15 protein-coding genes and 1 pseudogene are annotated in these 13,985 nt (G+C 68.0%); 9 read left to right on the forward strand and 7 right to left on the reverse strand.

The window, feature by feature from the left end:
- The 4 genes from AWC08_RS39885 to AWC08_RS25355 all read right to left on the reverse strand — a co-directional run.
- A partial coding sequence (locus AWC08_RS39885; RefSeq protein ID WP_142283806.1) for a PE family protein occupies positions 1-617 on the reverse strand: 617 nt, incomplete at its 3' end.
- 184 nt (positions 618-801) lie between these two features.
- The gene (locus tag AWC08_RS25345; protein ID WP_065135667.1) at positions 802-1,695 is read right to left on the reverse strand and encodes a cation diffusion facilitator family transporter; all 894 of its coding nucleotides are present in this window, start codon (positions 1,693-1,695) and stop codon (positions 802-804) included.
- Between the two features lie 128 nt (positions 1,696-1,823).
- Positions 1,824-2,576, reverse strand: a complete 753-nt coding sequence (locus AWC08_RS25350; RefSeq protein ID WP_065135668.1) for a site-2 protease family protein — start codon at positions 2,574-2,576, stop codon at positions 1,824-1,826.
- Between the two features lie 9 nt (positions 2,577-2,585).
- Positions 2,586-3,218, reverse strand: coding sequence for a peptidase M50 (locus AWC08_RS25355; RefSeq protein ID WP_069435051.1), 633 nt, complete (start codon positions 3,216-3,218; stop codon positions 2,586-2,588).
- Between the two features lie 88 nt (positions 3,219-3,306).
- Between AWC08_RS25355 and AWC08_RS25360 the strand changes: the two genes are divergently transcribed.
- Positions 3,307-4,605, forward strand: a complete 1,299-nt coding sequence (locus AWC08_RS25360; protein WP_065135670.1) for an adenylosuccinate synthase — start codon at positions 3,307-3,309, stop codon at positions 4,603-4,605.
- A gap of 14 nt (positions 4,606-4,619) precedes the next feature.
- Positions 4,620-5,261 (forward strand): PaaI family thioesterase, encoded by a 642-nt coding sequence (locus AWC08_RS25365; RefSeq protein WP_232008092.1) that lies wholly within the window; start codon positions 4,620-4,622, stop codon positions 5,259-5,261.
- On the opposite strand, the gene AWC08_RS25370 is transcribed toward AWC08_RS25365, so the two are convergent.
- Together AWC08_RS25370 and AWC08_RS36785 are read right to left on the reverse strand one after the other, a co-directional pair.
- Entirely contained in the window at positions 5,258-6,571 is a 1,314-nt protein-coding gene (locus tag AWC08_RS25370) for a PPE family protein (protein ID WP_069435053.1), read from the reverse strand. The genes AWC08_RS25365 and AWC08_RS25370 overlap by 4 nt on opposite strands.
- A 13-nt stretch (positions 6,572-6,584) precedes the next feature.
- On the reverse strand, positions 6,585-6,731 hold the full coding sequence (locus tag AWC08_RS36785) for a hypothetical protein (RefSeq protein ID WP_156781470.1): 147 nt from the start codon (positions 6,729-6,731) through the stop codon (positions 6,585-6,587).
- A 105-nt stretch (positions 6,732-6,836) separates the two neighbouring features.
- On the opposite strand from AWC08_RS36785, the gene purT reads away from it, so the two are divergent.
- Genes purT through AWC08_RS25385 form a run of 3 tightly spaced genes read left to right on the forward strand, consistent with a single transcriptional unit; the run spans position 6,837 to position 9,705 of the window.
- Complete coding sequence (gene purT / locus AWC08_RS25375; RefSeq protein ID WP_083271368.1) at positions 6,837-8,087, forward strand: formate-dependent phosphoribosylglycinamide formyltransferase; 1,251 nt, start codon at positions 6,837-6,839, stop codon at positions 8,085-8,087.
- Positions 8,084-8,503, forward strand: a complete 420-nt coding sequence (locus AWC08_RS25380; protein WP_065136933.1) for a rhodanese-like domain-containing protein — start codon at positions 8,084-8,086, stop codon at positions 8,501-8,503. The genes purT and AWC08_RS25380 overlap by 4 nt, the downstream gene beginning before the upstream one ends.
- A gap of 8 nt (positions 8,504-8,511) precedes the next feature.
- Positions 8,512-9,705 (forward strand): O-succinylhomoserine sulfhydrylase, encoded by a 1,194-nt coding sequence (locus tag AWC08_RS25385; protein ID WP_065136932.1) that lies wholly within the window; start codon positions 8,512-8,514, stop codon positions 9,703-9,705.
- Here the strand turns inward: AWC08_RS25385 and AWC08_RS25390 are convergent.
- Positions 9,702-11,114, reverse strand: a complete 1,413-nt coding sequence (locus AWC08_RS25390) for an NAD(P)/FAD-dependent oxidoreductase (RefSeq protein ID WP_065136931.1) — start codon at positions 11,112-11,114, stop codon at positions 9,702-9,704. The genes AWC08_RS25385 and AWC08_RS25390 overlap by 4 nt on opposite strands.
- A gap of 155 nt (positions 11,115-11,269) precedes the next feature.
- Between AWC08_RS25390 and AWC08_RS25395 the strand changes: the two genes are divergently transcribed.
- The 4 genes and pseudogenes from AWC08_RS25395 to AWC08_RS25410 all read left to right on the forward strand — a co-directional run.
- On the forward strand, positions 11,270-11,461 hold the full coding sequence (locus tag AWC08_RS25395; protein ID WP_065136930.1) for a hypothetical protein: 192 nt from the start codon (positions 11,270-11,272) through the stop codon (positions 11,459-11,461).
- 10 nt (positions 11,462-11,471) lie between these two features.
- Positions 11,472-12,707 (forward strand): cupin domain-containing protein, encoded by a 1,236-nt coding sequence (locus AWC08_RS25400; protein ID WP_069435054.1) that lies wholly within the window; start codon positions 11,472-11,474, stop codon positions 12,705-12,707.
- The gene (locus AWC08_RS25405; protein WP_069435055.1) at positions 12,704-13,594 is read left to right on the forward strand and encodes a sucrase ferredoxin; all 891 of its coding nucleotides are present in this window, start codon (positions 12,704-12,706) and stop codon (positions 13,592-13,594) included. The genes AWC08_RS25400 and AWC08_RS25405 overlap by 4 nt, the downstream gene beginning before the upstream one ends.
- 91 nt (positions 13,595-13,685) lie before the next feature.
- A pseudogene (locus AWC08_RS25410) lies at positions 13,686-13,985 on the forward strand (13E12 repeat family protein); the annotation flags it as partial.

The following is a 13,985-nucleotide window of genomic DNA, read 5'->3' on the forward strand; positions in this document are numbered from 1 at the left end:
CCCGCGGCGCCGCCGGTGCCGCCGCCGATGCCGCCCGTGCCTCCGGTACCGCCGACACCGGCCAACCAGCCACCCGCCCCGCCCGCGCCACCGGTCGCCCCACCTGATCCGCCCGCGCCGCCGGCGCCACCGTTGCCCCACAGACCGGCCGCCCCGCCGGCGCCACCGGCCTGCCCGGCCGCGCCGGCCGCACCGTTGCCGCCGTTGCCGTACAGGATGCCGCCGTCACCGCCGTTGCCGCCGGGAGTAGTGGCGTTCGCTCCGTTTCCGATCAGCGGACGACCCAACAGGGTTTGGGTGGGGGCGTTGATCAGGCCCAGCAGTGCCTGCTCCGCATTGATCGACTCAGCGGTCGCGTAGGCACCCGTTCCGGCGGTGAGGGTAGCCACGAATTGCTCCTGGAAAGCCGCCAACTGCGCGCTGATCGCTTGATATTGCAGGCCGTATCCGCCGAACAGCCCGGCAATCCGCGTTGACACCTCGTCGGCGGCGGCTGCCAGCAATTCGGTGGTGGGCGCCGCGGCGGCGGCATTGGCCGCGCTGAGCGTGGACCCCAACGTGGTCAGGTCACCCGCTGCGGTGGCGAGGAGATCTGGCGAAATCGACACGAACGACATGGCACCGCTCCCAACCGACTCTGGATAGAAACCACCGCGGCGAATATTGACGCGTAGGTCGGGATCTTATTAGGCACTCTTGCAATAAGTCAGGGTTTTCTTGCCATGAATTCGATGTGGTAACCGAGCGGGATTCCAGAATGCTCAACCGTTTTCGCGTCGCCGGGTGGTTCGACGCCCGCTCCTAGAACGTCTCCTCGCAGTGGCCGTCCGGGCAGTCGATCTGCACGGTGGCGTGGTCGAGGCCACGGGCTGACAGCACGGCCCGGGCGTCGCTGAGTACCTGCGCCGAGTCGGCCGTGCTGGTCAGGTGCGCGGTCACCATGTCCTTACCGGGCGACAGCGTCCAGACGTGCAGGTCGTGCACGTTGGTCACGCCGTCGAGACCGCCCAGCGCCGAACGCAATTCGTCGACGTCGATGTGCGCCGGTGAAGACTCCGACAGGATGCGCAGCGCAGCGCGGGCCAGCGCGATCGCCCTGGGCAGCACCCACAGCGCCACCAGCACCGCCACCACCACGTCCGCGTACGGCCAGTGCGTCGTGACCGTCACGATGCCGGCGATCAACACCCCGATGCTGCCGACCGTGTCGGCGACGACCTCCATGTAGGCGCCCTTGACCGCCAGGCTCGCCTCAGAGTGCGAGCGGAGCAGCATCGCCACTCCGAAGTTCGCGGCCACGCCGGCCAGTGCCACCACGATCATCGGCACGCCGGGCACCGACGGCTTGCTGCCGAGCCGCTCGATCGCCTCGTAGAGGATGAACAAGGCCACGCCGACCAGCAGGACGGCGTTGGCCACCGCGGTGAACACCTCCGCGCGGTGCCAGCCGTAGGTGCGCTCCGGTGACGAACTGCCCCGCCGGGCCAGGATGACCGCCACCAGCCCCATGAACACGGCGACCACATCGGTGAGCATGTGGCCGGCGTCGGCCAACAATGCGATCGAGTTGATCAGTAACGCGGTGGTCAATTCGATGACGAAGAAGGTCGCCAGGATCCCGGCGGCGCCGATCATCCGCGGAATCATGCGCGACGCGTCCGCCTCGGCGGGGGAGTGACTGTGTCCGGCGCCCATGGCAAGTAATATATGCATAAACACGCATATATGGCAATAGGTAGTGGTGCCCGGCGCGACACTGACGCTACGCAGACGACACGCCGCGAACGGTGTACCTACGTTCAAAGTCGCGCAGGTCCGGCCGCTCAGGTGAGGGCGCTCCAGAAGCGGGTCAGCGCACCACCGGCCATCGACAGCCGCGGCGGCACTCCGGACAGCTCGAAAAGCCAGTAGACGACCTCGAAGAACCACCGGTTCAATCCCGGCGCCAGCAGCACGACCAGCAGGATGAACAGACCGAACTGTTTGGCCGGCGCCACCGCGCGCTGGGTCTGCGGACTCAGGTGCGGCTCCACCGCGTCGTAGCCGTCCAGGCCCGGCACCGGCAGCAGATTCAGCACCACCGCGGTGACCTGCAGGAACCCCAGAAACGCCAGGCCGGCCGCCAGCACCAGATGCGCGGGATCGTAGAAAACCCTGGTCACGGTCAGCAGCAGCGCGGCCAGCACCAGGTTCATCGCGGGTCCCGCCAGGCTCACCAGGGTGCGGCGCATGGGCGTCATGAACCAGGTGTGCAGGTACACCGCCGCGCCGGGCAGGCCGATCCCGCCCAATGCGATGAAGATCATCGGCAGTACCAGCGAAAGCCCGAGGTGGCTGTAGCGCCGCGGATCCAGGTTCAGGTATCCGCGCACGGCGACGTCGTGGTCGCCGAAGCGCCAGGCGGTGTAGGCATGTCCGAACTCGTGCAGGCACAGCGACACCAGCCAGCCGGCGATGACGAAGATGAACACCCCCGCGTAGGCCAGCGGCCGCACCACGGATCCAGCCGCCCAGGCCAGCGCCGCACCGACGCCCGTCAATCCGACCAGGCCAAGAAAGATCGGGCTGGGCCGCACCTGTCGAAACTACCGAACCAGCAGCCAGCCCTCGACATGGCGGTAGAACGTCGACCGCCGCACCGGACGCGGGCCCGGCACCCCGTCGCGCACCACCACGGCGCCCGTCGTGCCCAGCTGGGCGGCGCGCCCGCTGACCCAGCGGGCCCAGCGCCCGGCCAGCGCCGCCCGAAGGCCCGGCAAAGCCGGCGTCGGCTCGATCCAGACCCCGGCCACCTCGCCGTCGAACAGCACGGTGTCGTCGACCACCACCTCGCCCCGCATCGCGGCCGCACCGTCACCCGGCACCCACTGGGCCCGCCCCACCAGCGCCGTCCCGGTCTCGTCGCGGATCAACGGCACCCGGCCCGCGGTGCCCCGCAGCGCCCGCCGGGCCGCCCGACGGCCGGCCGGCAACCGGTAGATCCGGGTGGCCCGGGTGTGCCTGCGCGGCACATATGCCACCTCGACGTCGAGCCGGTCGGTACGCAGCAGCCGGGTAAGCGCGGCGGCCAGATCGGCGTCACTACCCACCACCACCAGCCGCCGGCAGGCCGTGAGTTCGTTGTCATCGAGGGCCGGCAGGCCGTGCAATACGGCAGGCATCCGCGCGTCGTGAGACACCGATACCGCAACACCCGGCGCGTTCTCACCCGCATTCATGACACTCCTTCCGAACCGCTCGGTAGGGTAGGTCACCGGCTGGACCACAATAAGCGGCCCAACCTGCCAGACGAGTTGGGAGCACGTCATGCCGGCAATCGTCCTCATCGGAGCCCAGTGGGGTGACGAGGGCAAAGGTAAAGCAACCGATCTGCTCGGTGGCCGAGTGCAGTGGGTGGTGCGCTACCAGGGGGGTAACAACGCCGGGCACACCGTGGTGCTGCCCACCGGCGAGAACTTCGCCCTGCACCTCATTCCGTCGGGCGTGCTGACCCCCGGCGTCACCAACGTCATCGGCAACGGCGTCGTGATCGATCCTGGCGTCCTGCTCGATGAGCTCAAGGGCCTGGAAGATCGCGGGGTCGACACCTCCAAGTTGCTGATATCCGCCGACGCGCACCTGCTGATGCCCTACCACGTGGCCATCGACAAGGTCACCGAGCGCTACATGGGCAGCAAGAAGATCGGCACCACCGGGCGCGGCATCGGGCCGTGTTACCAGGACAAGATCGCGCGGATGGGCATCCGGGCCGCCGACGTGCTCGACCATGCCCAGCTGCAGCACAAGATCGAGGCCGCCCTGGAGCTGAAGAACCAGATCCTGGTCAAGATCTACAACCGCAAAGCCCTCGAGCCCGACCAGGTCCTCGAGGCGGTCCTGCAGCAGGCCGAGGGGTTCTCCCACCGCATCGCCGACACCCGGCTGCTGCTCAACAACGCTCTGGACGCCGGCGAGACGGTGCTGCTGGAAGGGTCGCAAGGCACCCTGCTCGACGTCGATCACGGCACCTACCCATACGTGACGTCGTCGAACCCGACGGCCGGCGGCGCGGCGGTGGGCTCGGGCATCGGTCCGACCCGGATCGGCACCGTGCTGGGCATCCTGAAGGCCTACACCACCCGGGTCGGGTCCGGCCCCTTCCCGACCGAACTGTTCGACGAGAACGGCGAGTACCTGTCCAAGACGGGCGGCGAATTCGGGGTCACCACCGGCCGTCGCCGTCGTTGCGGGTGGTTCGACGCGGTCATCGCCCGCTACGCCACCCGTGTCAACGGCATCACCGACTACTTCCTGACCAAGCTCGACGTGCTGTCCAGCCTGGAAACCGTGCCGGTCTGCGTCGGCTACGAGATCGACGGCAAGCGCACGCCGGAGATGCCGATGACCCAGAGCGACCTGTGCCGCGCCACACCGGTTTACGAGGAGCTGCCGGGCTGGTGGGAAGACATCTCCGCCGCCCGCGCGTTCGAGGACCTGCCCGCGAAGGCCCGTGACTATGTGTTGCGGCTGGAAGAGCTTGCCGGAGCCCATGTTTCATGTATCGGGGTGGGACCGGGACGCGACCAGACCATCGTGCGACGCGACATCCTGGCGGCCCCCGCGTGACGCATTACACGTCGCTGAACGCGGAGGGCAATCCCAGAGACGAAGATCCCGAATACGAACACCACGGCGGCTTTCCGGAGTACGGCCCCGCTAGCCCGGGCCCCGGGTTCGGGAAGTTCGTGGCGACCATGCGCCGTCTGCAGGACCTGGCCGTGTCCGCGGACCCTGGTGACGACGTATGGGATGAGGCGGCCAAGCGCGCCGACGCCCTGATGACGTTGCTACAGCCGTTCGAGGCCGACGCGGGCGAGTCGCCGGCCGGCCGCACCCCCGACCTGCCCGGCATGGGCAGTCTGCTGCTGCCGCCCTGGAAGCTGACCCGCTATGCGCCCGACGGCGTCGAGATGGCCGGGCACTTCAGCCGGTTCCACGTCGGGGGCAACGGGGCGGTGCACGGCGGGGTGTTGCCGCTGCTGTTCGACCACACCTTCGGCATGGTCAGCCACGCCGCCGGGCGGCCGATCAGCCGAACGGCTTTCCTGCATGTCGACTACCGCAAGATCACGCCGATCGACGTGCCATTGACCATCCGCGGGCGGGTCACCAAGATCGACGGCCGTAAAGCCTTCGTGTCGGCTGAGCTCACCGACGCCGACGACACGGTGCTGGCCGAGGGCAACGGCCTGATGGTGCGGCTGCTGCCCGGCCAGCCCTAACCCTGGTTCGGGTTCGGCGGCACCACGATGATGGTGGCGCCCGGGATCGCCGCCAGCGTCGCCGCGAGGTTGGCCACCACGCCCGGCGGCAGGCCCTGCGGCAGGCCCGGGAAGTGAGCCGCAGTGGCGGCGGCCGGGATCGCGGGTGTGTTGGTGGCCGGCCTGGCGGCCGCCGCGGTGCCGCCAGTGCCGCCGGCTGCCGGTTGCGTCGGTGCCGACGACGCGGCCCCCCGCGCCGCAAGTGCGGCCAGGCTCGTTCCGGCCACACCGGCCACCGCCAGGCCGGTGCATCCGTCGCCGTCTTCGGCTGCGGTCAGGTACATCGGCATGCTGTTCGGGAACATCGCCGCGACCTGGCGCACCGCCGGCGGCATGTTCCAGGTCGGCGGCACCGAGAGTCCGCCGACGCTGCTGGAGTAACCCGACAGCGCGGAGATCGGCGACTGGGGCGGGCTTGCCAGTCGTTGTCCACCGAGTGGCGAAGGCCCGGACCGGCGGGGAGGTACGCCGGCGGCACTGTCGGCCGCCTCGGCTTCCTCGAGGCTTTTCTCCTTCTCGTCTTCATCCACTACGTCGTGGCGGTACACCTCGCCAAGCTGAATGCCGGAGACACCCAGGGCAGCCGCCGAGACGCCGACAGCCGCCAGCACCAGCACGTCAAGATCCTCGAAGGGGTTGGGTATGTCCGAAAACGGCGAGGGCAGCAGCGACTGCAGGGTGGGCAGCACGCTCGTTTCCGCCGGCGCCGCCGCGGCTGCTGCCGCTTCGCCGATCAGGGCGCCCTCACCGGTGGTTAGTGGCGGCGAGGTGAAGGGCGCGAGCTGAGCGGCGGCTTGCGAGTTGCCGGCGTAACCCTCCATGGCGACGATGTCCTGGGCCCACATCTCGCCGTAGTCCGCCTCGGTGGTCGCGATGGCCGGTGTGTTCTGCCCGAAGATATTGGTCTGGATCAGCGACATCGTCGTGCTGCGGTTGGCCGCGATGGCGGCCGGCGGGACCGTGGCCGCGTACGCCACCTCGTAGGCGTTCGCGGCGGCCAGCGCCTGGGCCGCTGCCTGCTCGGCCTGGGCGGCGGTCGCCCGCATCCATGCCACGTAGGGGGCCGCGGCCGCGGCCATCGTCAGCGACGTCGGGCCGAGCCACTCCTGACTGGTGAGGCCGGAGAGCACCGAAGCGTAGGACTCGGCCGTCGAGTTCAATTCGTTGGCGAGCCGCTCCCAAGCCGTCGCCGCCTGCATCAGCGGAGCCGATCCCGGCCCGCAATAGATTCTGGCCGAATTGATTTCGGGAGGAAGCGCCCCGAATTCCATGCCCAGCAAGGCCTTACCCCGCTCCCGGTCCGGTCGCGGCGGCGCCGACGCCGGTGGCGGCATCCGACCCGCCACGGGCAGCCGGCACCGCCACAAGTTTCTGGTACGTCGCCGCAGCCGCGGTACTCAGCCAGGCTGACGCATCCGTCAACGTCGGCATGCACATCTCCTCGGCGAAACATTTTGGCTTCCAGCAGAGTTACACACAAGCTCGGAAAATGAGTCCAGAAGCGGTGTTCTCATAGGCGCACCTATCCTTGAGCGTGTGACTAACGGCGGGACCGACGGACCAGAGGGCACGACGACGTGGGTCGTCGAGGAATCGGCTGAGGCCGAAGCCGAAACGGGAACGGAAGTCGAGGTCGACGCCGGGCCGCGGGTGCTGCTGCTCGGTTCCAACGATTCGGGCCAGGAGCTGGCGGTGGCACTGCAGCGCCTCGGCGCCGAAGTCATCACCGCGGACGCCGATACCCTCACCGACGCCGACGAGCTGACGGCCGTCGTGGCGGCGCTGCAGCCGGACTTCGTGGTGGCACTTCCCGGCGCCTTCGACGGCCCCTCCCACGCCGCGACGGCGGTGGCGGTTCTCGACGATCTCGAAGCCGGGGACACCGAATTGGTGCCGGGCGCACGAGCCGTGCGATTGACCGCGGACCGGGAGGGTCTGCGGCGGCTGGCCGCGGACGAACTGGGCCTGCCCACCGCGCCATTCTGGTTCGTCGACTCTCTTGCCGAACTCGAGGCGGTCGCCGCCCACGCCGGCTACCCGCTATTGGTCAAGTCGGCCGACGGGTCCGGCCGGTCGGTGGTTCGCGGCGCCGACGAGGTGGCGCGGGCCTGGGAACTGGCAAGCGCGGACCACGGCGGCCGGGTGTGGGCCGAGACCGTGGTGGACATCGAGTTTTTGGTCACGCTGATCGTGGTGCGCACCGAAGGCCCGGCGGGACCGGTGATCGAGTTCTGCGCGCCCATCGGGCACCGTCGTGACGACACCGGCGCGCTGGAATCCTGGCAGCCGCAGCACCTGACCACCGCCGCTGTGGACGCGGCGAAGTCGATCGCCGCGCGCATCGTCAAATCGCTGGGCGGGCGTGGCGTCTTCAGCGTCGAATTGATGATCAACGGTGACGAGGTGTACTTCGCCGAGGTGACCGCGGGTCCCACTGACAGCGCATGGGTGACGCTGCGCAGCCAGCGGCTTTCGGTTTTCGAGCTCCAGGCACGGGCCGTCCTGGGGGTTGCTGTGGACACCATGATGGTGTCGCCGGGCGCCGCCCGGCTGATCGACCACGGACCGGTCGCGCCGGGTGTGGCGCCCAGCGGGGATGTGCTCGCTGCCGCTCTGGCCGTGCCCGAGAGCGATCTGCGGGTGTTCGGTTCGACCGGCGACGAGCAACCTGCTGCAGTGCCGGACAAGTGGGGTGTGACGCTGGCCACCGCACCGGAGGTCACGGCTGCTCGCGACCGCGCCCGGGACGTGGCGGCCCGGCTGAATGTGCGAGACTCGGGCGGGTGAGTTACGCAGGAGACATCACGCCGCTGCAGGCGTGGAAATTGCTCAGCGACAATCCGCAGGCCGTGCTGGTGGATGTGCGCACCGACGCCGAATGGCGGTTCGTCGGAGTTCCGGACCTCACCAGCCTGGGCCGTGAGGTGGTCTACGTCGAGTGGAACAAGTCAAACGGACAGCACAACAACAACTTCCTCGCCGAACTGCAGGACAAGATCCCGTCCGCCGGCGAGGGCGAGCGCCCCGTGGTGTTCCTGTGTCGCTCGGGCAACCGCTCCATCGGTGCGGCCGAAGTCGCGACCGAGGCCGGCTTCACGCCGTCCTACAACGTGCTGGACGGCTTCGAAGGTCAGCTCGACGTTCATGGTCACCGGGGTGAGACGGGCTGGCGCGCGGTCGGGCTTCCCTGGAAACAGGGTTAGAAACCGCGATGAAGGAACTGCCTGACGGCGTGAGCCAGGCGACCATCGGGGTGCGCGGCGGGCTGACGCGGTCGGGGTTCGAAGAGACTTCCGAGGCGATGTTCCTGTCGTCCGGCTATGTCTATCCCTCTGCGGAAGTCGCCGAGCAATCGTTCACCGGCGAGGTGGACCACTACGTCTACTCGCGCTATGGCAATCCGACCGTCAACATGTTCCAGGAACGCCTGCGGCTGATCGAGGGCGCCCCGGCGGCCTTCGCCACGGCCAGCGGCATGGCCGCGGTGTTCGTTTCCCTCGGCGCGCTGCTAGGTGCCGGAGACCGCTTGGTGGCCGCGCGCAGCCTGTTCGGATCCTGTTTCGTGGTGTGCAACGAAATCCTGCCGCGCTGGGGGGTGGAGACGGTTTTCGTCGACGGCGACGACCTCGCCCAGTGGGAACAGGCGCTGTCGGTGCCGACCCAGGCAGTGTTCTTCGAGACGCCGTCCAATCCCATGCAGTCGCTCGTCGACATTGCCGCGGTCACCGAGCTGGCACATGCCGCGGGCGCAAAAGTGGTGTTGGACAACGTTTTTGCCACGCCTTTGCTGCAGCAGGGTTTCCCGCTCGGGGTTGACGTGGTGGTGTATTCGGGCACCAAGCACATCGACGGCCAGGGCCGGGTGCTCGGTGGTGCCATTCTCGGCGACCAGGAGTACATCGACGGTCCGGTGCAGAAATTGATGCGCCACACCGGCCCCGCGATGAGTGCGTTCAATTCCTGGGTGATGCTCAAAGGCCTTGAGACACTTGCCGTTCGGGTCGATTACAGCAATGCCTCCGCACAGCGCATCGCGGAGTTCCTGGAAGGCCACCCGGCGGTGAACTGGGTGCGTTACCCCTTCCTGCCGTCGCACCCGCAGTACGACCTGGCCAAGCGGCAAATGTCAGGCGGCGGAACGGTTGTCACCTTCGAGCTGAACGCGGCCCACGGTGCTGCCAAACAGCGTGCCTTCGAAGTGCTGAACAAGCTGCGCCTGATCGACATCTCCAACAACCTGGGCGACACGAAGTCGCTTGTCACACATCCGGCTACGACGACGCACCGCGCGATGGGCCCGGAAGGCCGCGCCGCCATCGGGCTCGGTGACGGCGTGGTCCGCATCTCGGTCGGCCTGGAAGGCACCGACGATCTGCTCGCCGACATCGACCAGGCTCTGAGCTAACCCGCTCGTTGTTCGGCCGCCTCCGCGCGTTCAGCGGCGGCCAGCGTGCCTTCCTCGGCATACTCTTTCACCCAGTTGACCGCCACCCGCGCGTAGATCATCTGACTGGTGATGGCCATCTGACCCCGGGTGCGGCCCAGGAAGGCCAGGCCCCAGGAGAACATGGCCGCGATGCGGTTGCGGTGTCCCACCAGGTAGATCAGGTGCAGCCCCAGCCAGGCGAGCCAGGCGAAGAACCCGGCGAACTCCAGCTTGCCGATCTGGGTGACGGCGTTGTAGTGCGAGATCAGGGCCATGCTGCCCTTGTTGAAGTACTGGAACGGCTCGCGGGCGGCCGGGTCGTCCTTGCCCTTGACGACGTTCTTGATCACGCCGGTGGCGTACTTCGCACCCTGAATCGCGCCCTGCGCCATGCCCGGCACCCCCGGCACCGACATCAGGTCGCCGACGACGAAGACGTTCGGATGGCCCTTGACGGTGAGGTCGGGCTCCACGACAACCCTTCCCGCGCGGTCGGTTTCGGTTCCCTCGGACTGATCGGCGATCATCTTGCCCAGCGAGCTGGCCTGCACGCCGGCGGCCCACACCTTGCAGGCGCATTCGATGCGGCGCTCGGTGCCGTCTTTGTCCTTGACGGTGATGCCCTTGTAGTCGACCGCGGTGACCATCGCGTTGAGCTGGACCTCGACGTCCATCTTCTCCAGCTTGTGCTGCGCCTTGGCGCCCAGCTTGGGGCCCATCGGCGGCAAGACGGCCGGGGCGGCGTCGAGCAGAATGACTCGGCACTCGCTGGGTGTGATGGTCCGGAATGCTCCGGCCAAAGTGCGCTCGGCGAGCTGGACGATCTCGCCGGCCAGTTCAACGCCGGTGGGTCCCGCTCCGACGACGACGAAGGTCAGTCGGCGTTCGCGCTCGGCGTGGTCGGTGGCGACCTCGGCGGCTTCGAACGCGCCGAGGATGCGGCCGCGCAGCTCCAGCGCGTCGTCGATGGTCTTCATGCCGGGCGCGAAGGTGGCGAAATGGTCGTTGCCGAAGTAGGACTGCTGGGCGCCCGCGGCCACGATCAGGCTGTCGTAGTGCGTGACCGTCTCCATGTTGATGAGCTTGGACGTGACCGTCTGGGACGTCAGGTCGATGTCGCTCACCTCACCCAGGATCACCCGCACGTTCTTCTGCTTGCGCAGGATCAGCCGGGTGGTCGGCGCGATGTCGCCCTCGGAGAGGATGCCGGTCGCCACCTGGTACAGCAGCGGCTGAAACAGGTGGGTCGTCGTCTTGGAGATCAGGGTGATGTCGACGTCGGCCCGCTTGAGTGACTTGGCCGCATTCAGGCCGCCGAAGCCGCTCCCGATGATGACGACGTGATGGCGCTTTTCGGCAGTCGAGGCTTCGGCGGGTGGGGGCGTCATGGTCCTCCTTCGGTCTGGGCACTGCAGCGCATCTACCGTACGACTCAACCAGCCGAAAGTCGCCTGACATGAGGACATCGAAGCGGCGTTTAATGGGAGCTTCGCGCGTGAACACCCTCGATGCGCGATCCCCCCGGGAGAAAAGGAGATTCTTCATGGCACTCGACGACGACGACATCACCACCTCTGGCGGCGGCGGCGAAGGTACCGCCGACGGCGGTTCCAACCCCGAAGGCCACGACGGCGGAGCCGACGGAACGGCAAGCGAAGGTTCGAAGGGCGAAGGCACCGCCGACGGCGGCTCGAACCCCGAAGGCCACGACGGCGGAGCCGACGGATCTGCCTGACCGCCGCTAGATGTTGAGCCGCTGTACGGCCACCGATGCTGGGTTGTTCGCAACCCGGCATTGGGGCCTCAGGCCTCTGCTCAGCCGCGCCGACGCGCTGCCGCGCGACTTCAGCGACTTGCTGTCGCCGGCCACGGTCGACGAGTTGATCAGCCGTCGGGGGGTTCGCACGCCTTTCATCCGGATGGCCAAGGCCGGCGACGTCCTCGCGCGGGACTGCTATGTCGGTCCGGCCGGCTTCGGCGCCGAGATGCCCGATCAGGTGGACTCGGCCAAAGTGCTGGCCGAGTTTTCCGCCGGCGCGACGATCGTCCTGCAGGGGCTGCACCGGTTGTGGCCGCCGCTGATCGACTTCGTGCGTTCCATGGTCGACGATCTGGGGCATCCCGTGCAGGCGAACGCCTACGTGACGCCGCCGGGCAGCCGGGGATTCGACCCGCACTATGACGTGCACGACGTGTTCGTCCTGCAGGTGTCGGGCGAAAAGCGCTGGACGGTGCACGAGCCCGTCCACCAGCATCCGTTGCCTTCGCAACCGTGGACACAACACCGTGACGCCGTCGCCGCGCGGGTCCGGGAAGACCCGGTCATCGACACCGTTCTGTCAGCCGGCGACGCGCTGTATCTGCCGCGTGGCTGGGTGCACTCCGCCCGTTCCCAGGAGACGACGTCGATCCACCTGACCATCGGGGTGTCGGCGACGACGCATCTCGACGTGGTCCGGGCGGTCGTTGACACACTCGCGTCGGATGTTGAGTTCAGAAGGCCGCTGCCGCTGGGTATCGACGCCACCAACCGCGACGAGATGGCGGCAACGGCAAGCAAAATACTGGCGCAGGTAGCCGATGCCGTGCGGGATCGGGCAGCAGATCTGAGCGACGGCGCGGCCACGCGGCTGTCGGACCGTCACGCTGCGCAGACCAGGCCCGTACCGGTTCAGGTGCTTGCCACGCTGGGGGCCGCCGAACGGGCCGGGGAGATATCGGTTCGATGGCGGCACGGACTGATCGGGACACCGCAGCTCGTCGGCGACCGCGTCGTGCTGAGGTTGCCCGATCGCACCATGACGTTCCCCGAGTCGTGCGCGCCCGCGATCGAAGCGCTGCATCGTGGGCTGGTCGCTGATGCCGACACCCTGCCGGGTCTCGACCGCGCAGACTCCACCGTGTTGATTCGGCGGCTGTTGCGTGAGGCGGTGGTGGTCCCCACCGAAGGCGCGTCTGCGGCCGGGCCACAGCAGGGATGAGCGCACCACGGCGCATTCCGTGCAGTGACCAATCGCTGACGCGCAACGATCCCTTGTACGGCACCGCTTCGGCCGGACACGCGTGGGCATTGCTCGAATTATCTGGTGGCTGGGGACAATCGGCGTTCCTGGAGTCACCGGGCATCATCGACCGTGAACTGGGCCGACAGATATGCCGGCGCATCGAGGCGGCGGGGATGCGGGTCACCGCCATACGCCGCCCGGGACGTCGCCCGGCGGCGCCGCGCTGGCGCTGGTTCGTGGCACGGTGCGACGAAGGCAGCGAGGCGTTGTACCGCGGTGAGGTCAACGATGCTCGCGACTACCTCGACATCGCCTTGGACGGCTCGGACGGTGAGTTGACCGCCGGCCCGCTGGTGGCGGTGTGTGCGCACGGCAAGCACGATCAGTGCTGTGCGGTTCGAGGCCGCGGCGCGGCGGCTGCTATCGCGTCGCAATATCCGGAATTCGTTTGGGAATGCTCTCATTTGGGCGGTGACCGGTTCGCCGCAACGATGCTGGTGCTGCCCGAGGGCCTGTGTTACGGGCGGGTCGATTCCACCGACTCCGCCGGCCTGGTGCGGCTCTATCTCGACCGGCGGCTCGACAACAGGTACTTACGCGGACGCACGTGCTTGCCGCATGTGGTGCAAGCCGCGCAGTACTTCGCGCGTGAAGCATTGGGAGAAGACCGAATTGACGCCCTGTCCCCGTTGAGGGTCCAGCATCTGGAGGGCGGGATTCATCACGTCGAGCTCGCCGCCGACCCGGAACCCGTTCGCGTCGTTGTCGCGGAAGAGATGTCCGAACCCCTGCAGTCCATGTGCCGCGCTTCGGTACGCGGCCGGGTTCGGACGTACGTCCTGGTGTCGATGAGGTCGCGCTGACCCGGCTGTCACCACAGACGCCGGTTTCGTCTCCTGATGTCCTGAGACATCGCAACGCAGACTTGTCGGTCCGCTGAGTATAATCGAAAGTATGTTCGATAGGTTGCCGTTCGTGCATCCGGGGATGGCGGAGTTCGACGCTTACCAGCAGGTGTTGGCTCATCGGCGGTCGCTGCTGGAAAAGACCGAGGAGTCGGTGGGGTGGATGGCGCGGATCGCGCGGGCGGGGCGCTCGGTCAATCAGGACGTGGCTGCGGAGTTGGTGGCGATCGGGGAGTTGTTCGCCCACCGCTCGGTGGGGGGCGCGGAGTCTGGGCAGTGGGCGATCGACACGTTCAAGGCGGTCGCGGGGGAGGTGGCGGCGGGGCAGAAGATCAGTCAGGGGCGCTTA

This window comes from Mycobacterium gordonae (genome assembly GCF_002101675.1).
Classification (GTDB): Bacteria; Actinomycetota; Actinomycetes; order Mycobacteriales; family Mycobacteriaceae; genus Mycobacterium; species Mycobacterium gordonae.

Excerpts from the sequence above, each read along its gene's own strand:
- AWC08_RS25400 (WP_069435054.1), top strand. The coding sequence starts at position 11,472 with ATGTTGAGCCGCTGTACGGCCACCGATGCTGGGTTGTTCGCAACCCGG.
- AWC08_RS25355 (WP_069435051.1), bottom strand. The coding sequence starts at position 3,218 with ATGAATGCGGGTGAGAACGCGCCGGGTGTTGCGGTATCGGTGTCTCAC.
- AWC08_RS25370 (WP_069435053.1), bottom strand. The coding sequence starts at position 6,571 with ATGGAATTCGGGGCGCTTCCTCCCGAAATCAATTCGGCCAGAATCTAT.
- AWC08_RS25360 (WP_065135670.1), top strand. The coding sequence starts at position 3,307 with ATGCCGGCAATCGTCCTCATCGGAGCCCAGTGGGGTGACGAGGGCAAA.
- AWC08_RS25405 (WP_069435055.1), top strand. The coding sequence starts at position 12,704 with ATGAGCGCACCACGGCGCATTCCGTGCAGTGACCAATCGCTGACGCGC.
- AWC08_RS25345 (WP_065135667.1), bottom strand. The coding sequence starts at position 1,695 with ATGGGCGCCGGACACAGTCACTCCCCCGCCGAGGCGGACGCGTCGCGC.
- AWC08_RS25390 (WP_065136931.1), bottom strand. The coding sequence starts at position 11,114 with ATGACGCCCCCACCCGCCGAAGCCTCGACTGCCGAAAAGCGCCATCAC.
- AWC08_RS25385 (WP_065136932.1), top strand. The coding sequence starts at position 8,512 with ATGAAGGAACTGCCTGACGGCGTGAGCCAGGCGACCATCGGGGTGCGC.
- AWC08_RS25395 (WP_065136930.1), top strand. The coding sequence starts at position 11,270 with ATGGCACTCGACGACGACGACATCACCACCTCTGGCGGCGGCGGCGAA.
- AWC08_RS36785 (WP_156781470.1), bottom strand. The coding sequence starts at position 6,731 with ATGCCGACGTTGACGGATGCGTCAGCCTGGCTGAGTACCGCGGCTGCG.